Raw genomic sequence first — 23594 nt, forward strand, 5'->3', positions numbered from 1 at the left:
CACAGAGGAAAGATTGATGAGCAAGCACCTCGTCTGCCTGTCGTTCGACTTCGACGCCATGTCCGGCATGGTCGCGCGCGGTCTGAAGACCCCGACGCCGGTCTCGCGGGGCGAGTTCGGCGCCGTGGCGGTCGATCGCATCCTGCGCACGCTGGCCGCCGCCGACGTGCCGTCCTCCTGGTTCGTCCCCGGAACCGTCATCAAGACCTATCCGGACCATTGCCGCAGGGTCTTCGAGGCGGGTCACGAAATCGGCAACCACGGCTGGACGCATGTCCCTCCCGCCAACCTCAGCCCGGAGAAGGAAGAGGAAGGGCTGGTACGCACGAACGAGGCGATCGCCGAGATCACCGGCGCGCCGGCGGCGGGCTATCGCTCGCCGTCCTGGGATCTGAGCCCGGTGACGGTCGACCTGTTGCTCCGGCAGGGCTTCCTCTACGACAGCAGCATGATGGGGCATGACTGCCAGCCCTATTTCGCCCGCCGGGGCGATGTCGTTTCCGACGAAGAGCCGATCGAATTCGGCGAGACCACCGGGCTGGTCGAGCTTCCGGTCAGCTGGTCAGTCGACGATTTTCCGCATTTCGAGTATCTGCGGATGCCGACCTCGCTGGCGCCGGGCCTCGCCAATTACCGCCTGGTGCTGGAGAATTTCCTCGCCGACTACGACTACATGGCGAGAACGGAAGAATGGGGCGCGCTGATCTACACCTTCCATCCCTTCGTCGTGGGCCGTGGGCACCGCATGATGCTTCTGGAGGGGCTGATTGCCGGCCTCAAGGAGAGGGGCGCCGGCTTCATCCGCATGGACGAACTCGCGCGCGCCTTCGCAGCCGGCGAGCTTCCCCCGACCCCATAGGCCTGCGCGCATCCTCCCGGCCTGGGGGCAGCCAGGGCGCGTTCGACCAGCTTCAGTCCTTGCGCGCCTTCGCCACCGCTTCCTTGAGGTCGGCATATTCCAGGACGCCCGGATAGAGCGTCGTGCCGACGACGTAGGCGGGCGTGCCCATCAGGCCGAATGCCTCCGCCTGCGCCGAATTGCGGGCAAGGATTTCGTCGATCCGGCCTTTGTCGCGCCGGTAGGCATCGGCGAGTTTCTCCGGATCGAGACCGGCCCTCGAGAGAATCTCGTCGATGCGCGCATTGGAGAGCTTGCCCTTCGCCGCCATCAGCGCGTCCTGCGCCTTCTCGTAATCGTCGCCGGCAGCGAGCGTCAGCTGGGCCGCGCGCGCCGAGAAAGGGCCGAAGATCGGCCAGTCCTTCATGACGAGCCGTATGCCGCCATCCTCGGCCACAAGGCGCTTCACCTCCGGATGGGACTTCTTGCAGTAGGGGCACTGGTAGTCGAAATACTCCACCATCGTGACGTCGCCCTTCGCATTGCCGAGGACCGGGATGTCCTCGTCGAAGAGCACCGCCTCGCGGGAAAGCACTTCCCCCGCCGCATGGGCGAGGCCGGGCAGGAGAGGGGCGAGGGAGCCGGCGGCGAGCAGCTTCAGGATCTTCCGCCGGTCGATTGGTCTTGCGGCCATCTTTCTCTCCCGGGTCTTACTGCACGACGACGACGCGGCTGCCGGCCGGCACGCGGCTGGCAAGGTCGATCACGTCCTGGTTCAGCATGCGGATGCAGCCGGAGGAGACCGCCTTGCCGATCGACCAGGTCTGGTTGGTGCCGTGTATGCGGTAGAGCGTGTCGCGCCCGTCCTTGTAGAGATAGAGCGCACGCGCGCCGAGCGGATTGTCGATTCCGCCATCCATGCCGTCCTGAAGGTTGCCGTATTTTTCCGGCTCACGCCGGATCATGTCGGCCGTCGGCGTCCAATGCGGCCAGGCGGCCTTGCGTCCGATCATGCCTGCACCCTCGAATTCGAGGCCGGCCTTGCCGACGCCGACCCGGTAGCGCATCGCCTTGCCGCGCTCCATGACGAGATAGAGAAAGCGGTTCCGCGTATCGACGACGAGAGTGCCAGGCGTCTCGCCCGTCGGATCGTCGACCAGCTGGCGGATGTTTTGCGGATCCATCTTGGCGGGATCGGCGGCCGGGATATGCCAGCCCTTGTCGGTCATCGCGCCATACATGCGCTGAACGGCGGCGTTCGCCGGGCTATTCGCCGGCGCGTAACCGAAGGGTTGGGTCTGTTGGGTGCTGGTGCAGGCTGCGAGGGCGAGAGCGAGCGCGGCGAAAAGGGCGGCGCGAGGAAGGGACAATTCTTTTCTCCAGTCTTTCGGTTACCGGCGGCCCAGACCCAAGGATTGAGGCAACCTTAAGGTCGGCGCGGTGGTCAGGCGACCGCCGGCGGCGAGGCGAGTGGTAGAGGTCCAGGCCGTTCCCGTCTTGGCGCGGAACTTCACATTGTCGGCATCCATCGTCCCGTGCCGGCGCCTGACCCCACGGCACCTTCACATGCGGCGCGCATGGCCCATCTAGGTACGCATCCCGTCCATTTTCTCTGAAGCCGCCATCCGGCGGCGGAGAATCCGTTCCAAGGAGAACAGACATGAAGATCACCAAGCACGGCTCCGCCGCGTGGCAGGGCACCATTAAGGAAGGCAAGGGCACGATCTCCACGGAGACCGGCGCGCTCGACAAGTATCCCTACGGATTTGGGAGCCGCTTCGAGGGCCAGAAGGGCTCGAACCCGGAAGAGCTGATCGCCGCCGCGCATGCGAGCTGCTTCACCATGGCGCTGTCGCTGATGCTGACGGAAGCCGGCCTGACGCCCGATCAGCTCGATACCTCCGCGGCGGTCACGCTCGAGAAAGAAGGTGAGGGCTTCACCATCACGTCCAGCCACCTGACGCTCAAGGCCAAGGTGCCGGATGTCGACGAGGCGAAGTTCAAGGAGATCGCTGAGAAGGCCAAGGCCGGCTGCCCGGTCTCCAAGCTTCTCAAGGCCGAGATCACGCTTGAGGCCAGCCTCGTCGGCTGACGGTCGCAAGCGCCGAAGACGAAGCCCGCGGCGTCAGCGCCGCGGGTTCTTCCGTTCAGATGGAAAGGTCGATCAGGAACGGCACGGGGCTGGCGAAGCTCTGTCGCAACAGGTCGGCAAGCTCCTCGAGCGTGTTCGCCTTCGCCGCCTCAACACCCATGCCGTTCGCGATCTGCACCCAGCCGAGATCGGGATTGCCGAGGTCGAGCATCTTGATGGCCGTCGGCCCGGGGGTGGCACCGACGCCGGCATATTCGCCGATGAGGATGTTGTAGCTGCGGTTGTTGAGGATGATCGTCGTCACCGGCAGCCTCTCGCGCGCCTGCGTCCATAGCGACTGGATCGTGTACATCGCAGAGCCGTCCGCCTGCAGGTTGATGACACGCCGCCCGCCGCCTGCGACGGCGGCCCCGGTCGCGACCGGCATGCCATCGCCGATCGCCCCGCCGGCAAGGTGCAGCATGTCGTGTGCCGGCGCCGCGAAGGTCTCCTGATAGAGCCCGCGGCCGTAGGAGATCGTCTCGTCGGAGACGATGGCGTTCTCCGGCATCAGTGCGGCGACGGTGCGGGCGAGCCCCTCGGGCGTTGCCGGCCCGCTCCCCGGCTCCGGGCAGGGGCCCGGATCGGGCATGGCCGCGGGCGGCGCCCCAAGCTCGTCGGCAAGCGCTGTCAGCGCGGCGACCGGATCCTGCTCCTTGCGGGCGAGAATATGCAGCTGCGCATCCTCGGCGTATTCGATCGACGGCTGTCCGGGATAGGCGAAGAAGGTGACCGGCGGCTTGGCCGAGACCAGAATGATGTGCCGGAAACGGCCGAGCGCCTCGCGCGCCGCGTCCGGCGCGTAAGGCACCCGCGCCATCGGCAGACGTCCGCGCCCGCGCGCCACATGGCCGGTGACGAAATCGGCCATGATGCTCGCGCCGGTCGCGCTTGCGATCCGCCAGGCGATCTCCTGCCCCGGAGCCTTGAGCGCCGTTCCTCCCAGAAGGATCAGCGTTTCCTCGCCGCCCCGCAGCACGCGCGCCGCCCTTTCGACCTGGTTCGGATCGAGCGGCTCGGCCTCCAGCGCGGGCAGGGGCTCGGCAACCGCGCCGCCTTCGTCCCAGCAGGTGTCGGAAGGAAGGATCAGCGTCGCGACATGGCCGGGCAGCGCGCGCGCCGCCTGCACGGCTGCCGCCGCGTCGCGGCCGACCTCACCGGCCGAGGTGGAGACACGCACCCAGCCGGAGACGGTATGGGCAAGGCTCGCCGTATCCATCGTCAGCGGCGCGTCGTGGGGACGGTGATAGGTCGCCTGGTCGCCGACGATATTGACCATCTGCGCCCGGGCGCGCCGGGCGTTGTGGAGGTTGGCGAGGCCGTTGGCCAGACCCGGCCCGCAATGCAGGAGCGTCGAGGCGGGCCTGCCGGCGATGCGCGCATAGCCGTCGGCCATGCCTGTCACCACGTTCTCCTGCAGGCCGAGCACGCAGCGCATGCCCTCCACCTGGTCGAGCGCGGCGACGAAGTGCATCTCGCTCGTTCCGGGATTGGCAAAGCAGGTGTCGACCCCCGCGCGGAGGAGCGTCCTGACGAGGCTGTGCGCACCGTTCATCGTCCTGATCCCTGAATGAGAGCTTCTGGTCTTCCCGCTGCGCCGGGAGGCATCACACGGGAAAGGAGAGGGAGCCCGTTTCGTAGGCGCCGCAAGCGCGGGCTGCAATGCGGCTTTCGCGATGCGGGGCGCGCAGAGCCGCAGGATGCGACCGCTGGATGAAACCCCTCGCCGGAAACGAGAACTCGCCGGCGCCGCAGTCGTTTCCGGGTTTACTCCTCACCCGTCACGCCCTATCGAAGCGGCGCTTGGCATGACCTGACTGCACGCCTTCGGGGGGCGGCTTGACAGGCAAGGTGTCGACGTGGCGGTCGCCGGCCGTCGCGGCCAGGCTGTTAAGCTATGCACAAGGGCCCCCCGATGGACATCAATCCCGACCGCTTGGGCAAGGTGGCGATCCTCGCCGCCATTTCCTCCCGTGAGGAGGAAGAGATCTTCAAGCAGTATGTGGCTGCCAGCACGCGCCTGAAGATGGGCATCACCTTCGTCAGCGGCATCCGCACCGACGTGACGAAGAGCTTCGTCAAGTCGCTCGTCGCCTGCGCGCTGCAGAGCCACATCATTCACCACCATCACAACGAGATTCACGCCGTCATCCATGCCGGGCTGGAATGCCTGAAGGGCGTCAGCTCGGATGTGGCGGCCGAATCGAGCCTGAAGCTCAAGGTGGCGATCGTTTCGGACGGGCGCTGGCTGGTCATCGCCGCGCATGGCGAATCCGCCTTCCATCCGGAGACGAACCACGAGCGGATGGGCTTCGGCGTCATGCACCTTTAAGTCGCATTCGGCGAGGCGTCGTGAAGCCTGCCGCCGCCTCGTTTTGCATCGCGCGATAGCCCGGCTTCCCGCCCAGAAAATCCGGCCGCGCGCCGGGCCGGCGACGACCCCAATGATGGCGGAAATTGGGCCGGGCCGTAGGGCAGGGGTGGCGCGCCGCCGGCGCCCATGCAGCTAAACCCTTGGTTTTCATTCACTTCGGCGAATTGATCCGCCCGGCAAACGCCCGCCACTTTGTCGCACCCTTGCGCCGACAAAAAACTGGACTCGCGGCGAGCGCGGTGAAATATACGACTTAAGTCGGGGGTCGCCAAAGACCAACGGCCGGCCTTCGGGCCATGTGATCGCCTCTTTGAGGCAGAAGTCCTGCTCCTTCGGGAGCCTGTGATTCAGTGATCAGGGGCCGCCCCATTCACGCGTCAGCGTTGAATCCGGTGTGCCTATCTCTCTCTGCCCTTCGGGGCGTGTGATCTCGTGATCGGAGCAGCCCGAGCGTGCCCCTTCGTGGAGCCGTTCCTCCTCGCTCGACCCAATTCCTCACCAGTGACCCAGTGTTCTCCGTGTCGGTGAACCTCTGAATTCGCCTCGTGGCCTCCGCGTGCACATCGCGTCGGTCGCCAACGGGAACGTGCGCCCTCGCGCCGCCACAAGCGACGCCCGGACGTGGCCACAGCGCCTCGAAAGGCTCTGCGCGATCGACGGTCCTCCGCCGCACCGCTGCGACCTTCCCGGGGTGAGACGGGAACGAGATCATGTACCTGGTTCAGCAGCTCGGCGAGACGACAGGCGAAAGGGCCAAGGGCCCCAAAGGCGCCCAGGGCGCCCTCACTCCGCTCGTCTGGCAGATCGGCTCGGCCTTCCTCGCCGGCACCCTTTTGGAGGTGGCCGCCCATCCCAAGCCCGGCCTCGTCACTCCGCGTTCCAACGGCTCGCATCGCGACATGGACATCCGCACCTTCATGGTGTCCTCGGCCGCGATCGCCCCCTGCTTCTACGAATGCGCCGATGCCGGCCTGCGCCATGACGGCCCGCTCGCCGCGCTCCTGCCGGCGGTTCGCGCCATCGGCTGCCGCTACGAGGGCCTCCTCCTTTCCGCCACCGGCGGGGTCAACACCCAGCGCGGCTTCCTCTTTTCGGCCGGCATCCTCAGCGCCGCGGCGGGCCATCTCGGCCGTGACGGCGACGGCTTCGATACCGGCTCGCTCTTCGCCACCGCCGCCCTGATGAGCGAGGGCCTGTGTGCCCGCGAGCTCACCGGGGCGGCCGGGCGCGAGCCCCATACGGCCGGCGAATGGCTCTTCCGCCGCTACCGCGTCCTCGGCATCCGGGGCGAGGTGGAGGCGGGCTTCCCGACGGTTGCGGTCGCGGGCCTTCCCGCCTTCGAGGCGGCCCTCGAGAAGGGCGCCCCGCTTCACACCGCTCTCATCCACACGCTGATCGCCCTTATGGCGGTCGCCGAAGATACCACCGTGCTCTGGCGCGGCGGTCCCAAGGCGCTCGACTTCGTTCGCAACCGGGCCCGCGAGGTGCTCCGTCTCGGCGGTGCGCTCACCGCGGAGGGGATGGCGGCGATCCGTCGGCTCGATGCCGATTGCATCGCCCGCAACCTCAGCCCCGGCGGTTCGGCCGACCTTCTGGCCGTGACCTATGGCGTCGATGCGCTTCAGCGCGGTGGAGCCCTGCGGCCTGCCGCTCCCTCCGACCAGCCGCGAACGGCCAGTCAGTCCCCAACCCCTTCGAGGATCTCATGAACATCATTGTCTACGCCGGGATGGCCTACCTGCTGACCGCCGTCATCGCTTTCGCGGTGATCGGGGTGATCGTGGGCATCTCCAAGTTCCTCTCCCAGCCCTCCGAATAGACCGGCAGAACTCCCATGCTACAGCAACTTCTCAGTATCTTTCCCGGCATCGGGACCCTGTTCGTCCAGGACCCGGTCATCGCCTTCTCCCGTGTGGGGCTGATCGTTCTCGGCTTCGTGCTCGCCTATTTCGGCTTCAAGCGCACGCTCGAGCCCCTGATCATGGTCCCGATGGGCCTCGGCATGATGGCGGTCAACGCCGGCGTCATGTTCCTGGAGGCCGGCAAGATCGGCACCCTCATCATCGCACCGATGGTGTCGGAGCCCTCCGCCCTGATCGACGTGATGCAGATCAACTTCCTGCAGCCGATCTACAACTTCACCTTCGTCAACTCGCTGGTTGCCTGCCTGCTCTTCATGGGCATCGGCACCATGGCGGACATTTCCTTCATCCTGGCGCGGCCCTGGGCCTCGATCACGGTGGCGGTGTGCGCCGAGCTCGGCACCTTCGTGACGCTGGTGATCGGCTATTACGCCGGTCTCACTCCCGGCCAGGCCGCCGCGGTGGGCACGATCGGCGGCGCCGACGGCCCGATGGTCCTCTTCGCCTCGCTGGTGATGGCCAAGGACCTCTTCGTCCCGATCTCCATCATCGCCTATCTCTACCTGTCGCTCTGCTACGCCGGATATCCCTATCTCGTGCGCTGGCTGGTGCCGGAAGAGTACCGCGGTCTGGAAGTCGAGATCGAGTTCCCGGAAGTCTCCCAGAAGGCGAAGTTCATCTTCACCGTCTGCGCGGCTGGGCTCCTCTGCCTGCTCCTGCCGGTCGCTTCCCCGCTGATCCTCTCCTTCTTCATGGGCGTTGCGATCAAGGAAGCCGAGATCGAGCCCTATCAGGACCTGCTCGAGAAGACGATCACCTACGGATCGACGCTCTTCCTCGGCCTGGTGCTCGGCGTCCTGTGCGAAGCCTCGACCCTGCTCGATCCGCGCGTCGCCATCCTGCTCGTCCTTGGCATCACGGCGCTCGCCGTGTCGGCCCTCGGCGGCATCGGCGGCGGCTGGCTGATCTGGTTCCTGTCGAAGGGAAAGTACAACCCCGCGATCGGCATCGCCGGCGTCTCCTGCATGCCCTCGACCGCCAAGATCGCCCAAAGGTGCGCCTTCGAGGCCAGCCCCTACGCCATGATCATGCCTCTGGCCATGGGTGCCTCGATCTGCGGCGTCATCGTCTCCGCCATCGCTGTCGGCGTCTTTGCTTCGACGATTGGCCTGGTTGGCGGCTGACGGAAGCGTCCGGTGCTCGCTCGCCCCCCGAAACCCGCGGGCACCGGACGTCTCTCCTCAGACGAAGCTGAACCCCAAACCTGTCAGAAAACCATGCCCACCTTCTTCGCCCTCGCTTCCACCTCCTCCGACCTCGCCGCCTGCTGCGGCGTGGAGCGCCGGAGCGGCGGGATCGGCCCGGTCTACTACCTCGCTGAGGTGGACTCGACCAACCGGCTGATCGCGGACCTCGCCGCCAAGGGAGAGAAGCCCGGCCTTGCCGTCGTGGCACACCACCAGACGGCCGGCCGGGGCAAGGGGGAGCGGGCGTGGTTCTCCGAGCCCGGCAAGGGTTTCGCTCTCTCCCTGCTCCTGCGGCCTTCGCGGCCTCTGGAGGAGGTCTCCCAGCTCACCCTCGTGCTGGGCGTTGCAGTTGCCGCCGCCATCCGGCGTGCGACAGGGGTGCCCGCAGAGCTCAAATGGCCCAACGACGTTCTCGTCGGCGGCCGCAAGCTCTGCGGAATCCTCTGCGAGCTGGTCACCACGCCGGAAGGCGACACGGCCCACGTCATCGCCGGCATGGGCATCAACGTGAACCTTGCCGAAGCGGACTTTCCGCCGGCGCTTGCCGCCACCGCTACCTCGCTCGCTATCGAGGTGGGCCACCAGATCGATTTTCACCGCGTGCTCTCCGCCATCCTGGAAGAGGTGGAGACGTGGATCGGCCGCTGGGAGGAAGAGGGCTTCGAGCCCGTCCGCCAGGCCTGGATCGCACGCTCCTGCACCATCGGCCGCGAACTCGACTTCGACGCCGGCGACGCCCGCCTGACGGGCATCGCCTCCGATCTCGGCTCCGACGGCAGTCTCAGTATTCGCGATAGGAGCGGTGCCATCCACCACTTCTACTACGGAGAAGCGAGCCTGAAGCCCGCAAGTTCGGCCTTCACCCGCTAATTGAAGGAAACAGAGGTTGTTCCATGTCCACTAACACGACAGAAAAGAAGTGGGACCGCCGCTCCGCTGATACTGCGGAGAGGTTGGCGGCTGCCTCCCGGTACATTGGACCGGGAAAGCAGTTCAAGCCGGAAGACACGGTCGCTCTGCTTGAGGCGGTGATTCACGCGGGCGATCGCGTCAACATCGAAGGCAACAATCAGAAGCAGGCCGACTTCCTCGCCGAGTGCCTCAACAAGGTCGACAGGTCGAAGATCCACGACCTGCACATGGTGCAGTCGGCCGTGCCGCTTCCGGTCCATCTCGACCTGTTCGAGAATGGCATCGCCAAAAAGCTCGACTTCGCTTTCGGCGGCCCGCAGGCCGCCCGCGTCGCCACCTTCATCCGTGAAGGCAAGCTCGAGCTCGGAGCCATCCACACCTACCTTGAGCTCTTCGGCCGCTACTTCCTCGACCTCACGCCGAAGGTTTCGCTGATCTGCGCCTACAAGGCCGACAGGCAGGGCAACCTCTATACCGGCTTCAACACCGAGGACACGCCGACGATCGTGGAGGCGACGAAGTTCCGCCAGGGCATCGTCATCGCCCAGGTGAACGAGATCGTCGACAAGCTCCCGCGCGTCGACATCCCGGCCGACTGGATCGACGCCGTCGTGCAGTCGCCGCAGCCCTTCTTCATCGAGCCGCTCTTCACCCGCGACCCGGCACTCGTCACCGAGAGCCAGATCCTCCTCGCCATGCTCTGCCTGAAAGGCATCTACGCCGAATACGAGGTGAAGCGGATCAACCATGGCATCGGCTTCCTGACCTCTGCCATCGAGCTTCTTCTGCCGACCTACGGCGAGGAGCTGGGCCTGAAGGGCAAGGCCTGCACGCATATGATCCTCAACCCGCATCCGACGATGATCCCTGCGATCGAGTCGGGCTGGGTGGACACCATTCACTGCTTCGGCGGCGAGCTCGGCATGGAGAAGTACGTGGCGGCGCGCCCGGACGTCTTCTTCACCGGTCCCGACGGCACGCTGCGCTCCAACCGCGCCTACGCCCAGACGGCCGGCCACTACGCGCTGGACATGTTCATCGGCGGCACGCTGCAGATCGACAAGTACGGCAATTCCTCCACCGCCACCGGCACGCGTGTCGCCGGCTTCGGCGGCGCCCCGAACATGGGCTGCGATGCCAAGGGCCGGCGCCATTCGACGGATGCCTGGCTCAAGGTCGGCAAGGAGATGCCGAGCCTCGATCGCCAGATCGGCAACATGCCCCGCGGCAAGCGTCTCGTCGTCCAGGGCGTGGAAACCTTCGGCGAGGGCAGGGCGCCTGTCTTCGTGGAAGAGCTGGACGCCTGGAAGCTCGCCGAGAACGCCAATCTCGATCTGCCTCCGGTGATGATCTACGGCGACGATCTCACCCACGTCGTGACCGAGGAAGGCATCGCCTACCTCAACCGCTGCGCCGACATCGACGCACGCATGGCCGCGATCCGCGCGGTGGCCGGCTACACCGATATCGGCCTTCAGGCGAAGCCGGACGAGACCCGGCAGCTGCGCGAGGCCGGCATCGTCAAGACGCCGGAGGACCTCGGCGTCGACCGCTCCCGTGCGGACCGCTCGCTGCTGGCAGCCCGCAATATCCGTGACCTCGTGACCTGGTCTGGCGGCCTCTACAACCCGCCCGCCCGGTTCCGCAACTGGTGACAAAGGACCTTTGAGCCATGGCTTTGAATACCTTGGAATTCCACCTCAAGATCGACGAGGTGACCCACTCCATCGACACGCCGATCCATCTCGGCGTGGTCGGATCGGGCGACATGGAAGTCCTGATGGAGCCGAAGGAGCTGGAAGGCGCCGTCTCGGTCCGCATCGTCACCCCGGTCGCCGGCTTCGATGAGCTCTGGAAGCGTGTGGTGGAGAAGTTCGTCTCCGAGACGCTCCTCGGCAACGTCCACCTTGAGATCAACGACAACAACGCGACGCCCGCCGTCGTCCTGCTGCGCCTGCGCCAGGGCTTCGCGGAAGCGACCGGCAAGTAAGGAGTCATCCCATGCCGAAATGGAAAGATCTTCAGGAACAGAGTTTCCTGGAATCGGATGCCCGGGCGAGGGCCATCGGCCTCCTCGACGAGGGTACGTTCACGGAACTCGCCGGACCGTTCGACCGCTTCTACAGCCCGCATCTGGAAGTCCTCGGGGAAGCCGTGGAATTCGATGACGGCCTGGTCGCCGGCGTCGGCAAGATCGGCAAGACCCCGGTCTTCGTCGTCTCCCAGGAAGGCCGCTTCATCGGCGGCTCGATCGGCGAGGTCGGCGGCGCCAAGATGGTCAACACCATCCGGCTCGCCATCGAGTTTCACGACGAGCTGGTGACGAAATACCCGGACCTGTCCGACGAGGAAAAGCCGGTCGTTGTCATCTCCTTCGAGACCGGCGGCGTGCGCCTGCATGAATCGAATGCCGGCCTCCTCGCCCATGCCGAGGTCATGGACCAGCTGCAGAAGGCGCGCCACAAGGTGCCGGTCATCGCACTGATCGGCTCGAAGGTCGGCTGCTTCGGCGGCATGGGCTTCGTCGCCGCCGCCACCGACGCCATCGTGATGAGCGAGTTCGGCCGCCTCGGCCTGACCGGTCCGGAAGTCATCGAGCAGGAGATGGGCAAGGAGGAGTTCGACTCCTCCGACCGCGCCCTTGTTTTCCGCACCACGGGCGGCCGCCACAAATACATCATGGGCGACTGCAACGCGCTCGTCGCAAACACCATCGCGGCCTTCCGCGAGGCGGTGGCCGAACTCGCCGCCCTGCCGGTCGCCGAATTCGAGAAGCTGCGCCGTATCGGCTCGCCGGAAGCGGTGGAACGGCAGCTTCGCGGCGTCGCGCTTGCCGCCGAGATGCAGCCGAAGGACGCCCGCGACGTCTGGGCGAAAGCTGGCAATCCCGACCCCGTGGCCCTGACCGACATGCCGCTCGGCGAGTTCCTCGCCGGCGTCAAGCGGCTCAGCGTCTGAGCCCCGGCAAGAACCCGACAATCAGGAGACAGTCATGGAAGCCACAGAGACCATGATGGGAAGAGGCCGGGATGCGATCGACATGATCGTCGACGCCGGCTCCTTCACCGAGGGCACCATCGGTGCAAGCACCTTCGACGATCCGGAATTCGGTCCGGGCGCCGTGATCGGCACCGCATCCCTCGAGGGCGACACCGTCACCATCATCGCCAGCGACGCCAACGCCTTCAACGAGAAGTTCCCCGTCGTCTATGCCGGCATCATCGGCATGGAGGAGGGTTACAAGATGGCCCAGGCCGTCTACGCCTCCCTCGCCGCCGACGCGGACAAGCCCGCGGAGGAGAAGCGTCCCCTCGTCCTCATCGTCGACACCCCCGGAAACGGGCCCGGCAAGGTCGAGGAGATCTTCGGCATGAACAAGGCCACCGGCGCCTATCAGCTGGCGCTGGCGGAGGCCCGGCTCGCCGGCCACCCGATCGTCGCCATGGTGATCGGCCGGGCGATCTCCGGCGCCTTCCTCTGCCACGGCCTGCAGGCGGACCACATCGTCTCGCTCGATGCCAATTTCGGCACGATGATCCACGTGATGCCGCTCACCTCCGTCTCGCGCATCATCCGCAAGGATCTGGAGACGCTGCAGGAACTGTCGAAGGCGAACCCCGTCTTCGCCGCTGGCCCGCGCTTCTTTTACGCCCTCGGCGGCGTCGAGGAACTGGTCGGCGAGCTCGACGGGATGCGGCCGGCGATCGCCCGGCACATCAAGACGATCCGCGACGCCAAGGCTGCGGGTCACCAGGACGAACTCGGCCCGTGGGGAAGGGGCGAGCTCGGCGCCGAGCGCCAGGGCCGCACGGTCCGGCCTGAGGTCATCAAGCTGATGAATCAGGAGTTCGCTGCAGTCGCCGAGAAATACGCTCCATCTCGCTGACGGCCCAACAGGGACGACGATCATGTCCGACGATCTGACGGTACTCGAAGAAGCTCTGGACGCATTCGGCACGGCTCCGACCCTTGCGGAGATGCCGAGGCGGACATTGGCGGACAAGGGGATAGATGGCCCGACGGCCGCCCATGTCATCGAGGAGGTGCATACGCCTTTCAATCTGGCGTACCTCACCTTCACGACGGGCTCTTCCGCGTTCCAGAACATCGTCGGCGTGGTCCACGGCGAGATTTCCGGCCGCTGCGCGGTGGCCCGGACCCTGTTCGAAAGACTGGGGTCCGGGCCTGCCGAGCGGATGCTGGTCACCTATCCGCCGCTCGTGAACGTCTTCGCCGCCGATGCCCTGAGGGCCTGCGGCGTGACCTGGGGCTTCCTCAAGCGCTCCAGCCGGGACGCACTTCTTGTGGCGGCCTGCCGCGACAAGCCGGGCATCATCCTGGGTGAATCCTCCTTCCTGCGCGCCAGCCTCGAACAGGCCGCCACGCTCGGTCTGAAATCCGAGATGCCGGCGCGCGCCATCCTTCTGACCGCCGGCACGCCCCTCGACGAGGAGCTGCTGCCGGTCGCCGAAAGCTTCGGCTACGAGGTCCACGATCTCTACGGTTGCCAGGAATTCGGCTGGCTGACGCTCGACGGCGTGCCGCTGCGCGAGGACATCACCCTCGTTACCTCGCCGCGCGGCCCCGCCTTTCGCGAGCTCGTCGTCGGCGGCCTGCCCATGGGCGACAGTTTCATCGTCTCCGCCGCCGGTCATGTCTGCGACCGTGCCGGCGAAATCATCACCTACCGGCGCGAGCGCACCTATCCCGAATACGAGGTGGTCGTCACGCATACCAGGGCGGCCGCGGCCTCCACGGTGGAGAAGGCGGCGCGCACAATCCTGCGCATCAAGGGCCGCGTGGTGAAGGTCGCGCCCGATCTCGTCACCGGCGCCGCCGCCACCCGCCTCAGGCTGGTTCCGGGCCTGCCCGGCGCCGACGGCGCCTGGGAGGATGGGGTCGAACTCGAGGGCCCCGAAAAGACAGGGCTCTTCGACGTCCTGGTCGAGGCGCAGGCCGACCTGCAGAAGTCCGCCAAGTCGGACCCGGCATGGATCAAGAGGCGCTGACCATGCTCGACCGCCGCCACACCCTTGCCCGTCTGAAGCCGCACGCGCGCAACGCCCTTGTGCCGGCGCTGCTCGACGGCCTGCCGCACACCATGCAAGACATCGAGACCAAGGCGCTCGTCCTGCGTACCTTCCTCACCGAAGGCGTGCCCGGCATCGTCTGCCGCCCGACGCGCGCCTGCGGCGAGGGCCAGGGCCAGCTCGGCTTTTCCTTCCCGCTGCGCCGCAACGAGGAGCGTGTGCGCTCCTCGCTGATCGTGGAGCCCGATCAGATCGCCTCCTTCATCTCGCCCTACGAGGTGATGGAGCGGGCCCTCAGGCGCTTTCCCCCGCCGCACGCCGCCCTGCGGCTCGTCGCCGGAATCGCCACCCGCTTCGACATCCGCCTCGGCCTCATCGGCTCGGCCGCGCTCGCGGCGGTGACGGGCCTTCCCTACGTCCGCCCGCAATCGGATCTGGATCTTCTGGTGGATGCCGATCACGGCGGCGATGTCCAGGCATTCCATCGCACCGTTCAGGGCGTCGGCCAGGCCATCGGCGTGAAGATCGATACGGAGATCGAATTCTTCGGATCGCGCGGCGTCAAGCTCGCCGAGTTCTGCTCGGGACGCGAAACAATACTGGCAAAGACAATAACGGGAGTGGAACTCATAGACATAGTCGATTTGCAGAACCGCCCGAAGGGAAGGGGGCCTCACGGCGCCCTTCGGGCCGCACTTCCGGGGGCAAATTCCACGCCCCCGGCCACCGAAACCATCCAAAACCAATGGAGTGAATGATGGATGTGAAAGTGAAAATGCCCTCGACGGTCGTTTCGATCGAGGTTGCCGTCGGCGACACCGTCACAAGGGGTCAGAACCTCGCGGTCGTTGAAGCCATGAAGATGAAGAACAACACGCCTTCGCCGGTCGAAGGGACCGTGAAGTCGATTGCCGCTTCTGCCGGCGAGCGCCTGAAGCCAGGCGCCGTCCTCATGACTGTCGAGTGAAAAAGTGCAATGGGGCGGCGTTCGCCGCCGCCCCGCTAACGATAGCTCCAACACACTGGAGTAAGTGAAATGGTGATTTACGGACTAGCCCTGATGGGCGGATGCATGATCGTCGGTACCGGTCTCGGTTACCTGATCGGCGATCTGGTCGGCATCGATGCGAATGTCGGTGGCGTGGGTATCGCGATGCTTCTGCTCGTGATCGTCTCCCGCCGTCTGATGGACAAGGATCAGCTCTCCAAGCTGGCCCAGGACGGGATCATGTTCTGGAGCGCGATGTACATCCCGATCGTGGTGGCCATGTGCGCCCGCCAGAACGTCGTCGCCGCCTTCGATGCGGGCGCTCTCGCCTTCGTCGCCGGCCTCGGCGCGGTCTTCGCTGGCTTCCTGCTGATCCGGCCGATCGCGGCCCTCAGCGCCAAAAGCGATCCGCTTCCCCCTCTGACCGAGGATAACCCGGCTCCCGCCGCGGCCATGGCCGTGCCCGAAGTCGCGAAGGAGGTCAAATAGCCATGGACATCCTGCTGAACGCAGTCACCAAATATCCCCTGGTCACTGCTTTTGTTGTGGTCGGCATCATCATGGTGCTCTCGACCTACATCGGAAAGATCTTCAACAACCGCATCCACTCTTCGGCGATCGCCATCGTCATCGGCCTGATCCTGGCCTTCGTCGGCGGCAAGTACACCGGCGGCAAGCACGGCATCTCCGACGTCGAGATCTTCGCCGGCATCGGTCTGATGGGCGGCAGCGTCTTCCGCGACTTCGCCATCGTGGCGACCGCTTTCGGCGTGAAGATGGAAGAGTTGAAGAAGGCGGGTCTGCCGGGCGCGGTCGCTCTGATCGTCTCGATGATCCTGTCGACGGCGATCGGTGCCGCGACGGCCTATGCGTTCGGCTATACGAGCGCGGTCGACATGGCCACCATCGGCGGCGGCGCGGCGACCTTCATCGTCGGCCCGGTCACCGGTGCGGCGCTCGGCGCTTCTTCGGAAGTCATCGCCCTGTCCGTTGCCGCGGGCGTGGTGAAGTCGATCTCCGTGATGATCCTGACCCCGTTCCTGGCCAAGATGGCCGGCCTCGACAACCCGGCTGCTGCCGCGGTCTATGGCGGCCTGATGGGAACCACCAGCGGGACAGCCGCAGGATTGGCTGCCACCGATCCGCGACTGGTCCCTTATGGTGCACTGACGGCGACGTTCTACACGGGCTTCGGCTGCCTCGTCGTCCCGTCCATCGGTTACATGGCCATCGTTGCTCTGGTCGGCTGAACCTTTTGCCGAAGGAACAGCCAGAGTGTGATGTCACGCAACCGGCCGAAGCATGACGCACGAAACATAGTGTTTCAAGCATCGGTTGGCACAAGAGGCATCGGGCCACGAAGATGTGAAGGCGCTGCCTTCTCTGCTAAGTGGCCCGGGCCTGACCTCCGCCGGCTCTCCGCAAGGGGCGCCGGCGGCCAAGAGCCCGGAGTAGAGAGATGACGACGATCGAGGTCAAAGGGGTGCATCAGCGCTTCGACACGTTCGAAGCCCTGAGAGGCATCGACCTCACCCTCGCCGAGCGGCGTATCGGCATCGTCGGCTCCAACGGCTCGGGCAAGAGCACCTTCGCCCGGCTGCTCAACGGGCTTCTCGTTCCCACTTCCGGCCAGGTACTGGTCGATGGCCTCGACACCGCCAGATCCGGCAAGGCCGTGCGCCGCAAGGTGGGCTTCGTCTTCCAGAATCCGGACAACCAGATCGTCTTCCCCGTCGTGGAGGAGGATGTCGCCTTCGGCCTCAAGGGCCTGAAGCTTCCCGCGGCCCAGCGTGGCGCCCTCGTCGAGGAGGTGCTCGACCGCTACGGCCTCGGACCGTTCCGCCAGCATCCGTCCCACACGCTTTCCGGCGGCCAGAAGCAGCTTCTGGCGCTCGCCGGCGTGCTCATCACCCGTCCCGATTGCGTCGTCTTCGACGAGCCGACGACGCTGCTCGACCTGCGCAATGCGCGGCACGTCACCAAGGTCATCGAGGAGATGGAGGAGACGGTGATCGTCGTCACCCACGACCTGCAGCTCCTGAAGGAATTCGACCGCATCATCGTCTTCGACGAGGGCAGGGTGATCGCCGACGACGAGCCCGGCGCGGCTCTCGCCCGCTATGTGGAGCGCATGCAATGACCCCGGAAGCCGGCACCCTCTCGCCGCTCCACCGGCTGCCCGCATGGGCGAAGCTCATGGCGCTCGCGATCGCCGGCACGGGCCTCGTTCTCATCGGCGACTGGCGCCTCGTGGCCGCCGCCCTTCTCGCCACGCTCGGTCTCTACCGGCTCGCCGGCATTTCCCAGCGCAAGGCCTTCCAGCAGCTGCGCCCGCTTATGTGGCTGCTCGTGCTGCTCTTTCTCGTTCAAGGCCTGTGGCAATCATGGGAGCTGGCGAGCCTTGTCGTCCTGCGCATCGCCACGCTCGTGCTCGCCGCCGCGCTCGTCACGCTGACGACGCGGAGCGAGGCGCTGATCGCCGCGATCGAGGGCGCCCTCGGCCCGTTTCGCCGTTTCGGCGTCAACCCGGCCAAGGTCGGGCTCGCCTTCTCCCTGGCGCTCCGCTTCATCCCGGTGATCGGCCAGCAGGCGCAGGAGATCCGCGACGCGCAGCGGGCGAGGGGGCTCGGCACCAACCCCGTCGCGCTCGCCCTGCCGCTGATTCTGCGCACCCTCAAGATGGCCGGCGACGTCGCCGATGCCATCGACGCCCGTTCCCCCTATAGCGACCCCTACGGCGACGATGACGATCTGCCTCCGCGCTTCGTCATTGAGCCCGGCACAATCAACACGAGGACGTCATGCAAGACCGCGGAAGCTCCACAAAAGACATAGTCTACATCGCCCTTTTCGCGGCCCTGACGGCGGCGCTCGCGCTCTTTCCGCCGATCATGCTGCCCCTCTTCGCGGTGCCGATCAGCGCCCAGTCGATCGGCTGCATGCTGGCCGGGGCCATCCTTGGCTCCAGGCGCGGCGCGCTGTCGATGCTGCTCGTCGTGGCTCTCGTCGCCATCGGCCTGCCGATCCTGTCGGGCGGCCGCGGCGGGCTCGGCGTCTTCTTCGGCCCGACGGCCGGCTATCTCGTCGGCTGGATCCCGGCGGCCTATGTCGTCGGCCTCTTGCACGAATGGGGCTGGCGTCGGCTCAACGTCCTGAACTCCTTCGCCTTCTGCGTGATCGGCGGAATCCTCGTCGAATACGCGATCGGCATCCCATGGACGGCGTTCAACGTCGACCTGCCGCTCCTGAAGACCACGATCGCCTCCTCGGCCTTCATTCCTGGCGACATCGTCAAGGCAGGGCTGGCGGCGATCATCGCGATGGCGGTGAAGCGCTCCTACCCGATCATCCAGCGGACGGCCTGAGGCCTGCCTATTTGAGATAGAGGAAGCCGGCGGCAACGAACGCCGCCAGCCCGAGGAGGGTCGGCACGATCGTGCCGCCCTTCCATACGGAGAGCGCGAAAGCCGCCAGAACGCATGAGAGCGCGACGACCGAGCCGAGCACCGGATCGCCCTCGTAGAGGCCCTGGCCCGACCTGAGCGCCGACGTGGCGACAATGCCGCCGAGAATGCCGTAGCCGGCGCGGTCGAAGAATTCGCGGATGCGTTCCCCGCCGATCGCATCGCGCGCCACCAGCGGGACAATGCGCAGCGCCAGCGTGCCCAAGCCGGCGCCGGCCGCCAATGCCCAGAACTGCCAGTTGGAGAACATGTCAGGCGCCTTTGTCTTGTCTCTGGTCGACGAGCATGCTGATCGCGGCGACGGCGAGCGGCAGGACGAGAAGCGCGAAAGACCCCATGAAGGGCGCCGCGAAAGGCACCAGCAGCGCACCGAAGAAGGCGTTCAGCATCAGCGGCCGCTTCTTCCGCTGCTTGGCGATCAGGGTGGCGAAATAGATCGGGATCATCGCGCCGAGGCTCGCCCCGACGAGAACCGGCACGGAGGCGGCGAGCTGATGGCCGGCGACGGCGCCGATGACGGCCGAGCTGGAGCACATCAATCCGACAAGGCCGCAATACAGGATCGGGCGGGGAGGGGGATCGTCCATCAGGCGCGGCAGGATGACGGCGAAGGAGCTCGCCGAGATCAGCCCGACGCCGCCGAGCCCCCGCCAGAAGCTCGTCTCCGGCAGACGCGAGAGAATCGACGCCACCATCACGATGAAGCGCAGATTGACGATGATCACGGCAACGACGCCGGCCGCCCAGGCGGCGCTCGCCACGGCCTCGTTGCCGAGGATCTGCATGGCCGCGGCCTGAGCCGGCGCGGCGACCGTCAGGCTCGTCATCAGCGCGGTCTGCACCGCGTTGAGCCCGGCTTCGGCGCTCAGCTGGCCGACGCCCATGAACATGACGAGGAAGGTGAGGATCACCACGAGCGCGTCACCGGCCGCTATAAGCAGCACCTGCCACACCGAGGCGTCTTCGCCTGCAGGCAACCGATCTGTCTTTGAGGAGGGCATGGCCGAGAAGAGAGGATATTCGTAATCTAGCGCGCAAGCGCAAATAACGCGCGAAAGCTAAACTGTCCATATATTAAACGCGAAAACGTCTCATACATTTTCGCGAGACGATATCTATTGTCATAGATCTAGACATAGACGCAAATTGCAGCCGTAAATACCAAGGGTTATTGACGCCGAAGGCGCCCGGGCGCGTCGGCGTTGACCGATCGCTGACCGGAAAGCCGGCGCGAAACTTTCTCTGATCTCCTCCGTATCTCTGTCGGGCACCGGTGACTGCGTGTCCGGGCATGGCTCTTTTCGCCGAAGCGAATGGGCCACGCGCGGCTGTCAAGCGCACCCGGCGCCGCATTCGGCTTGACAGATTTCTGCCAATCGTTTTTTATTTCGATATTAAGTTTCGTATAACGAAACACTCTATGGGAGGAATGAATGAAGAGACTGGTAGCCCTTGCAGGTGCTGTGCTGCTCTTGGCCGGCACGGCGCATGCGCAGGAATTCACCCTCAAATTCGGCCATGCCGCCTCGTCCAAGCACCTGTTTCAGACCGGGCTTGAGGATTTCGCCGAGCGCGTCGCGGCAAATACCGATGGCCGCGTCAAGATCGAGGTCTACGGCGACCGCCAGCTCGGCGACGACAAGCAGCTCCTGGAAGGCCTGCAGATCGGCGTGATCGACGGCGCTCTGGTCTCGTCGCCAACGCTGCCGCTGGTCATCGGCGCTTCCGCCTTCGATGCGCTGCAGCTTCCCTTTGTCGTCGACAGCTACGACGAGCTCGCCTCCGTCCTCGCCAAGCCGGTCGGGCAGGAGCTTCTCGATTCGCTCGACGCCAAGAAGATCAAGGGCCTCGGCTATATCGAGGCCGGTCAGCGCCACTTCCTCTCGCGCGAAAAGCAGGTCAAGACGCTGGCCGATTTCGCCGGCCAGAAGACCCGCATCGTTCCGATCCCGCTGCACAAGGCGACCTGGGAAGCCATTGGCGTCAACACCATCGGCATGGCCTATGGCGAGGTCTATTCGGCGCTGGAGACGGGCACCATCGACGCGGTGGAGATCAACCTTTCCTCCATCCAGTCGGAAAGCCTCTACGAGGCCGCCAAGCACGTCACTCTCACCGGTCACTATTTCTGGCCGGGCGTCATCATGGTCTCCGACATGACCTGGCAGAAGCTGCCGGAGGACGTGCAGAAGGCGATGGTCGAGGCCGGCCACGAGGCGACCGCCGCAGCCTATGAGCGCGCCGCCGCCCAGGAGAGCGAGACGGCCGACTTCCTGAAAGAGAACGGCGTCACCATCGACAAGCTGGCCGATCTCGACGAGATGCGCGCCAGGACGAAGCCGGTGGTGGAGGAGTGGCTCGGCAAGGACCCGCTGATCCAGAAATTCTACGACGCGGTCCAGGCGGAACGCTGAGATGACGAAGGCGAGCGTCTACACCTGGAGCGAGCTTCCGCGTGAGGAGGTGCGCAAGGGCGTCAGCCGGACGGCCTTCCGCGGCGACAACGCCCTGATGGTGATGAACTGGCTGGAGCCGGGAATGGAGGTAAAGCCCCATTCCCATCCCTTCGAGCAGCTCGCCTACATCCTGGCCGGGCGCGTGCGCTTTACCATCGGAGACGATGTGGTGGAGGTCGGCCCGGGACAGGTGGTGCGCATCCCGCCCGATATCGTCCATTGCGGCGAGCCGGTCGGCGAGGAGGTGGCGGTCAATCTCGACGTCTTCGCCCCGGTGCGGGACGACTACCGCCACCTGACCGCCTACCAGGAAGGCGACTTCGGCCCCGCCGACTGACTGCAAAAGACTGACGGGTAAAGCCTGTCGGCATTGAGATCACCGTCCGGCGCGTGCCGGACGGAACGGGCAGACTCACCCCGCAGAACCCGAAGCGATCGGCGAAAGACGATGACAATCAGCACATTCCACAAGGCGTTCCAGACGGTGATGAAGGGCTTTCTCGTCCTCCTGATCGGCGTCCTCCTCGCCGTGATGAGCCTGCAGATCGTCATGCGCTACAGCTTCAACTCCTCGCTCATCTGGGCGGAGGAAGTCTGCCGCTACCTTCTGATCTGGGTGTCGCTGATCGCCGGCATCTTCGCCTACGAGAAGGGCGAGATCGCCGCCATGACGCTGCTGCGCGATGCGCTGCCGAAGCGGGCGGCCCTCGCCCTCGCGATCTTCTCCAACCTCGCCGCGGCCACACTGTGCATCGCGCTCGTCTATTACGGGATGCGCTATGCCGAACTCGTCGGCTCGCAGCCGATCCCCGCCCTTCGCTTTCTCTTCGAGGATACGTTCGGCTGGCCGCAGAGCACGGTTCCCTCCGTCTTCTGGGTCTATTTCTCCCTGCCGCTCGGCATGGGTCTCATGGCCGTGCGCCTTCTCGTCGACGTCGTCCACTATCTCCGCCTGATGGCGAGCGGCGGCGACGTTGGCGACCTGCGCCCGATCGGGCCGGAGGGGGTCGCCGAATGACCCTTTATCTCGCCGGTTTCTTCTTCTTCCTCATCATCGGCGTGCCGATCGCCTTTTCGCTCGGCCTTGCCTCGCTCTTCTATCTGGTGGCGACGGGCAACGTCATGCTGCTCATGGCCTTCCCGCAGAAGATGCTGGCCGGCATCGACAATTTCGTCCTCCTCACGATCCCGTTCTTCATCCTCGCCGGCAATCTGATGAACGCGGCGAACCTGACGCAGGAGATCGTCCGCTTCGCCCAGATCCTCGTCGGGCGGGTGCGCGGCGGGCTTGCCGCCGTCAACATCGTCGCCTCCATGATGTTCTCCGGCGTCTCCGGTGCCGCCACCGCCGAGGCGGCCGCGCTCGGCTCCGTCATGATCCCGGCCATGCGCCGGGACGGCTATCCGCCGGCCTATGCCGCAGCGCTGACCGCGGCCGGCTCGCTGCTCGGACCGCTGGTGCCGCCCTCGCTCTCGCTCATTCTCTACGGCGTCCTCACCGGCACCTCGATCGCCGACCTCTTCCTCGCCGGCATCCTTCCGGCCTTCGTGCTTTGCACGCTCCTCGTCGCCTACGCCCTCCTCAAGGCGCGGCGCGAGGGCCATCCTCTTCCGGCCGCCGTGCCGGCGGAAGAGCGCCGCGGCGTCATTTCCCGTGCGCTGCCGGCGCTCTTCCTCCCCGTCATCATCGTCGGCGGCATCAGGAGCGGCGTCTTCACGCCGACGGAAACGGCGGCGGTCGCGGCGGTCTATGCGCTTCTCGTCGGCATGGTCTTCTACCGCACGCTGTCGCCACGGCGCGTCGCCCAGTGCTTCTACGAGACGGCGACCATGTCCGCCGGCGTCATGCTGGTCGTCGCCATGGCGTCGATGACGTCCTTCATCCTCGGCATTGAGAACATCCCGCAGGCGATCGCCTCCAGCATGATGGCGCTGACGGATTCGCCGGCGCTGCTGCTCATCCTTCTCAACGTCGTGCTGCTGATTCTCGGCTTCTTCCTGGAGCCGCTCGCCGCCCTTGTCCTGGCGATGCCCATCCTCAACCAGCTCACCCCGGTCCTCGGCCTCGATCCGGTGCAGTTCGGCGTCATGATCGTCTTCAACCTGATGATCGGCATGATCACGCCGCCGGTCGGCCTCTGTCTCTTCATCGTCAGCGTCATCGGGCGCGTTCCGCTCGACAGGGTAAGCCGCGCCGCCCTGCCCATGATCGGCATCTGCATCTTCGTCCTCGCCCTCATCGCCGCCGTTCCGCAGCTCTCCCTCGCACTGCCGACCATGTTCGGAGACTAG

At 65.8% G+C, this 23594-nt stretch carries 27 protein-coding genes; 22 read left to right on the forward strand and 5 right to left on the reverse strand.

Going from position 1 to position 23594, the window contains the following annotated elements:
- The first annotated feature begins 16 nt into the window (after window positions 1-16).
- The gene (locus CLD20_RS03875) at window positions 17-859 is read left to right on the forward strand and encodes a polysaccharide deacetylase (protein ID WP_224405282.1); all 843 of its coding nucleotides are present in this window, start codon (window positions 17-19) and stop codon (window positions 857-859) included.
- Between the two features lie 52 nt (window positions 860-911).
- On the opposite strand, the gene CLD20_RS03880 is transcribed toward CLD20_RS03875, so the two are convergent.
- Both CLD20_RS03880 and CLD20_RS03885 read right to left on the reverse strand, forming a co-directional pair.
- Window positions 912-1532, reverse strand: coding sequence for a DsbA family protein (locus CLD20_RS03880; protein WP_224405283.1), 621 nt, complete (start codon window positions 1530-1532; stop codon window positions 912-914).
- A gap of 16 nt (window positions 1533-1548) precedes the next feature.
- Window positions 1549-2208 (reverse strand): L,D-transpeptidase, encoded by a 660-nt coding sequence (locus CLD20_RS03885; RefSeq protein WP_224405284.1) that lies wholly within the window; start codon window positions 2206-2208, stop codon window positions 1549-1551.
- A gap of 290 nt (window positions 2209-2498) precedes the next feature.
- On the opposite strand from CLD20_RS03885, the gene CLD20_RS03890 reads away from it, so the two are divergent.
- Entirely contained in the window at window positions 2499-2930 is a 432-nt protein-coding gene (locus CLD20_RS03890; RefSeq protein WP_224405285.1) for an OsmC family protein, read from the forward strand.
- A gap of 55 nt (window positions 2931-2985) precedes the next feature.
- Here CLD20_RS03890 and CLD20_RS03895 read toward each other — a convergent pair whose 3' ends face one another.
- Window positions 2986-4524, reverse strand: a complete 1539-nt coding sequence (locus tag CLD20_RS03895) for an acetolactate synthase large subunit (RefSeq protein WP_224405286.1) — start codon at window positions 4522-4524, stop codon at window positions 2986-2988.
- A 360-nt stretch (window positions 4525-4884) separates the two neighbouring features.
- Between CLD20_RS03895 and CLD20_RS03900 the strand changes: the two genes are divergently transcribed.
- From CLD20_RS03900 to CLD20_RS03975, 16 genes are all read left to right on the forward strand, one after another.
- On the forward strand, window positions 4885-5301 hold the full coding sequence (locus tag CLD20_RS03900; protein ID WP_224405287.1) for a HutP family protein: 417 nt from the start codon (window positions 4885-4887) through the stop codon (window positions 5299-5301).
- Between the two features lie 752 nt (window positions 5302-6053).
- On the forward strand, window positions 6054-7052 hold the full coding sequence (gene mdcB / locus CLD20_RS03905; protein ID WP_224405288.1) for a triphosphoribosyl-dephospho-CoA synthase MdcB: 999 nt from the start codon (window positions 6054-6056) through the stop codon (window positions 7050-7052).
- A 125-nt stretch (window positions 7053-7177) separates the two neighbouring features.
- On the forward strand, window positions 7178-8389 hold the full coding sequence (gene madB / locus CLD20_RS03910) for a Na+-transporting malonate decarboxylase, carboxybiotin decarboxylase subunit (RefSeq protein WP_224405289.1): 1212 nt from the start codon (window positions 7178-7180) through the stop codon (window positions 8387-8389).
- Between the two features lie 93 nt (window positions 8390-8482).
- Entirely contained in the window at window positions 8483-9322 is an 840-nt protein-coding gene (locus CLD20_RS03915) for a biotin--[acetyl-CoA-carboxylase] ligase (RefSeq protein WP_224405290.1), read from the forward strand.
- 23 nt (window positions 9323-9345) lie between these two features.
- Window positions 9346-11019: a malonate decarboxylase subunit alpha gene (gene mdcA / locus CLD20_RS03920; RefSeq protein WP_224405291.1), complete on the forward strand. Its 1674-nt coding sequence runs from the start codon at window positions 9346-9348 to the stop codon at window positions 11017-11019.
- A 17-nt stretch (window positions 11020-11036) separates the two neighbouring features.
- Window positions 11037-11354: a malonate decarboxylase acyl carrier protein gene (mdcC, locus tag CLD20_RS03925; RefSeq protein WP_224405292.1), complete on the forward strand. Its 318-nt coding sequence runs from the start codon at window positions 11037-11039 to the stop codon at window positions 11352-11354.
- Window positions 11355-11365: 11 nt separating this feature from the next.
- Window positions 11366-12322: a biotin-independent malonate decarboxylase subunit beta gene (locus CLD20_RS03930; RefSeq protein ID WP_224405293.1), complete on the forward strand. Its 957-nt coding sequence runs from the start codon at window positions 11366-11368 to the stop codon at window positions 12320-12322.
- 34 nt (window positions 12323-12356) lie between these two features.
- A complete protein-coding gene (gene mdcE, locus CLD20_RS03935) occupies window positions 12357-13250 on the forward strand; it encodes a biotin-independent malonate decarboxylase subunit gamma (RefSeq protein WP_224405294.1) in 894 nt (297 codons plus the stop codon).
- A gap of 22 nt (window positions 13251-13272) precedes the next feature.
- On the forward strand, window positions 13273-14373 hold the full coding sequence (locus CLD20_RS03940) for an acyl carrier protein (RefSeq protein ID WP_224405295.1): 1101 nt from the start codon (window positions 13273-13275) through the stop codon (window positions 14371-14373).
- The gene (gene mdcG / locus CLD20_RS03945; RefSeq protein ID WP_224405296.1) at window positions 14355-15152 is read left to right on the forward strand and encodes a malonate decarboxylase holo-[acyl-carrier-protein] synthase; all 798 of its coding nucleotides are present in this window, start codon (window positions 14355-14357) and stop codon (window positions 15150-15152) included. The genes CLD20_RS03940 and mdcG overlap by 19 nt, the downstream gene beginning before the upstream one ends.
- Window positions 15152-15361, forward strand: a complete 210-nt coding sequence (locus tag CLD20_RS03950) for a biotin/lipoyl-containing protein (protein WP_224405297.1) — start codon at window positions 15152-15154, stop codon at window positions 15359-15361. Before mdcG ends, CLD20_RS03950 begins: the two co-directional genes overlap by 1 nt.
- Before the next feature lie 69 nt (window positions 15362-15430).
- Entirely contained in the window at window positions 15431-15871 is a 441-nt protein-coding gene (gene madL / locus CLD20_RS03955; protein ID WP_224405298.1) for a malonate transporter subunit MadL, read from the forward strand.
- A 2-nt stretch (window positions 15872-15873) separates the two neighbouring features.
- On the forward strand, window positions 15874-16632 hold the full coding sequence (madM, locus tag CLD20_RS03960; protein WP_224405299.1) for a malonate transporter subunit MadM: 759 nt from the start codon (window positions 15874-15876) through the stop codon (window positions 16630-16632).
- A gap of 209 nt (window positions 16633-16841) precedes the next feature.
- On the forward strand, window positions 16842-17522 hold the full coding sequence (locus CLD20_RS03965) for an energy-coupling factor ABC transporter ATP-binding protein (protein ID WP_224405300.1): 681 nt from the start codon (window positions 16842-16844) through the stop codon (window positions 17520-17522).
- Entirely contained in the window at window positions 17519-18217 is a 699-nt protein-coding gene (locus CLD20_RS03970) for an energy-coupling factor transporter transmembrane protein EcfT (RefSeq protein WP_224405301.1), read from the forward strand. The genes CLD20_RS03965 and CLD20_RS03970 overlap by 4 nt, the downstream gene beginning before the upstream one ends.
- The gene (locus tag CLD20_RS03975; RefSeq protein ID WP_224405302.1) at window positions 18184-18747 is read left to right on the forward strand and encodes a biotin transporter BioY; all 564 of its coding nucleotides are present in this window, start codon (window positions 18184-18186) and stop codon (window positions 18745-18747) included. The genes CLD20_RS03970 and CLD20_RS03975 overlap by 34 nt, the downstream gene beginning before the upstream one ends.
- 7 nt (window positions 18748-18754) lie before the next feature.
- On the opposite strand, the gene CLD20_RS03980 is transcribed toward CLD20_RS03975, so the two are convergent.
- Together CLD20_RS03980 and CLD20_RS03985 are read right to left on the reverse strand one after the other, a co-directional pair.
- Window positions 18755-19096 (reverse strand): AzlD domain-containing protein, encoded by a 342-nt coding sequence (locus CLD20_RS03980; RefSeq protein ID WP_224405303.1) that lies wholly within the window; start codon window positions 19094-19096, stop codon window positions 18755-18757.
- A 1-nt stretch (window position 19097) separates the two neighbouring features.
- A complete protein-coding gene (locus CLD20_RS03985; RefSeq protein WP_224405304.1) occupies window positions 19098-19823 on the reverse strand; it encodes an AzlC family ABC transporter permease in 726 nt (241 codons plus the stop codon).
- A 456-nt stretch (window positions 19824-20279) separates the two neighbouring features.
- Between CLD20_RS03985 and CLD20_RS03990 the strand changes: the two genes are divergently transcribed.
- The 4 genes from CLD20_RS03990 to CLD20_RS04005 all read left to right on the forward strand — a co-directional run bounded on the left by CLD20_RS03990 (window position 20280) and on the right by CLD20_RS04005 (window position 23594).
- Window positions 20280-21260, forward strand: a complete 981-nt coding sequence (locus tag CLD20_RS03990; RefSeq protein WP_224405305.1) for a TRAP transporter substrate-binding protein — start codon at window positions 20280-20282, stop codon at window positions 21258-21260.
- A 1-nt stretch (window position 21261) separates the two neighbouring features.
- Window positions 21262-21639, forward strand: coding sequence for a cupin domain-containing protein (locus CLD20_RS03995; protein WP_224405306.1), 378 nt, complete (start codon window positions 21262-21264; stop codon window positions 21637-21639).
- A gap of 111 nt (window positions 21640-21750) precedes the next feature.
- Complete coding sequence (locus tag CLD20_RS04000) at window positions 21751-22320, forward strand: TRAP transporter small permease (RefSeq protein ID WP_224405307.1); 570 nt, start codon at window positions 21751-21753, stop codon at window positions 22318-22320.
- Window positions 22317-23594, forward strand: coding sequence for a TRAP transporter large permease (locus tag CLD20_RS04005; protein WP_224405308.1), 1278 nt, complete (start codon window positions 22317-22319; stop codon window positions 23592-23594). The genes CLD20_RS04000 and CLD20_RS04005 overlap by 4 nt, the downstream gene beginning before the upstream one ends.

Source organism: Afifella sp. IM 167 (genome assembly GCF_020144925.1).
Classification (GTDB): domain Bacteria; phylum Pseudomonadota; class Alphaproteobacteria; order Rhizobiales; family Afifellaceae; genus Afifella.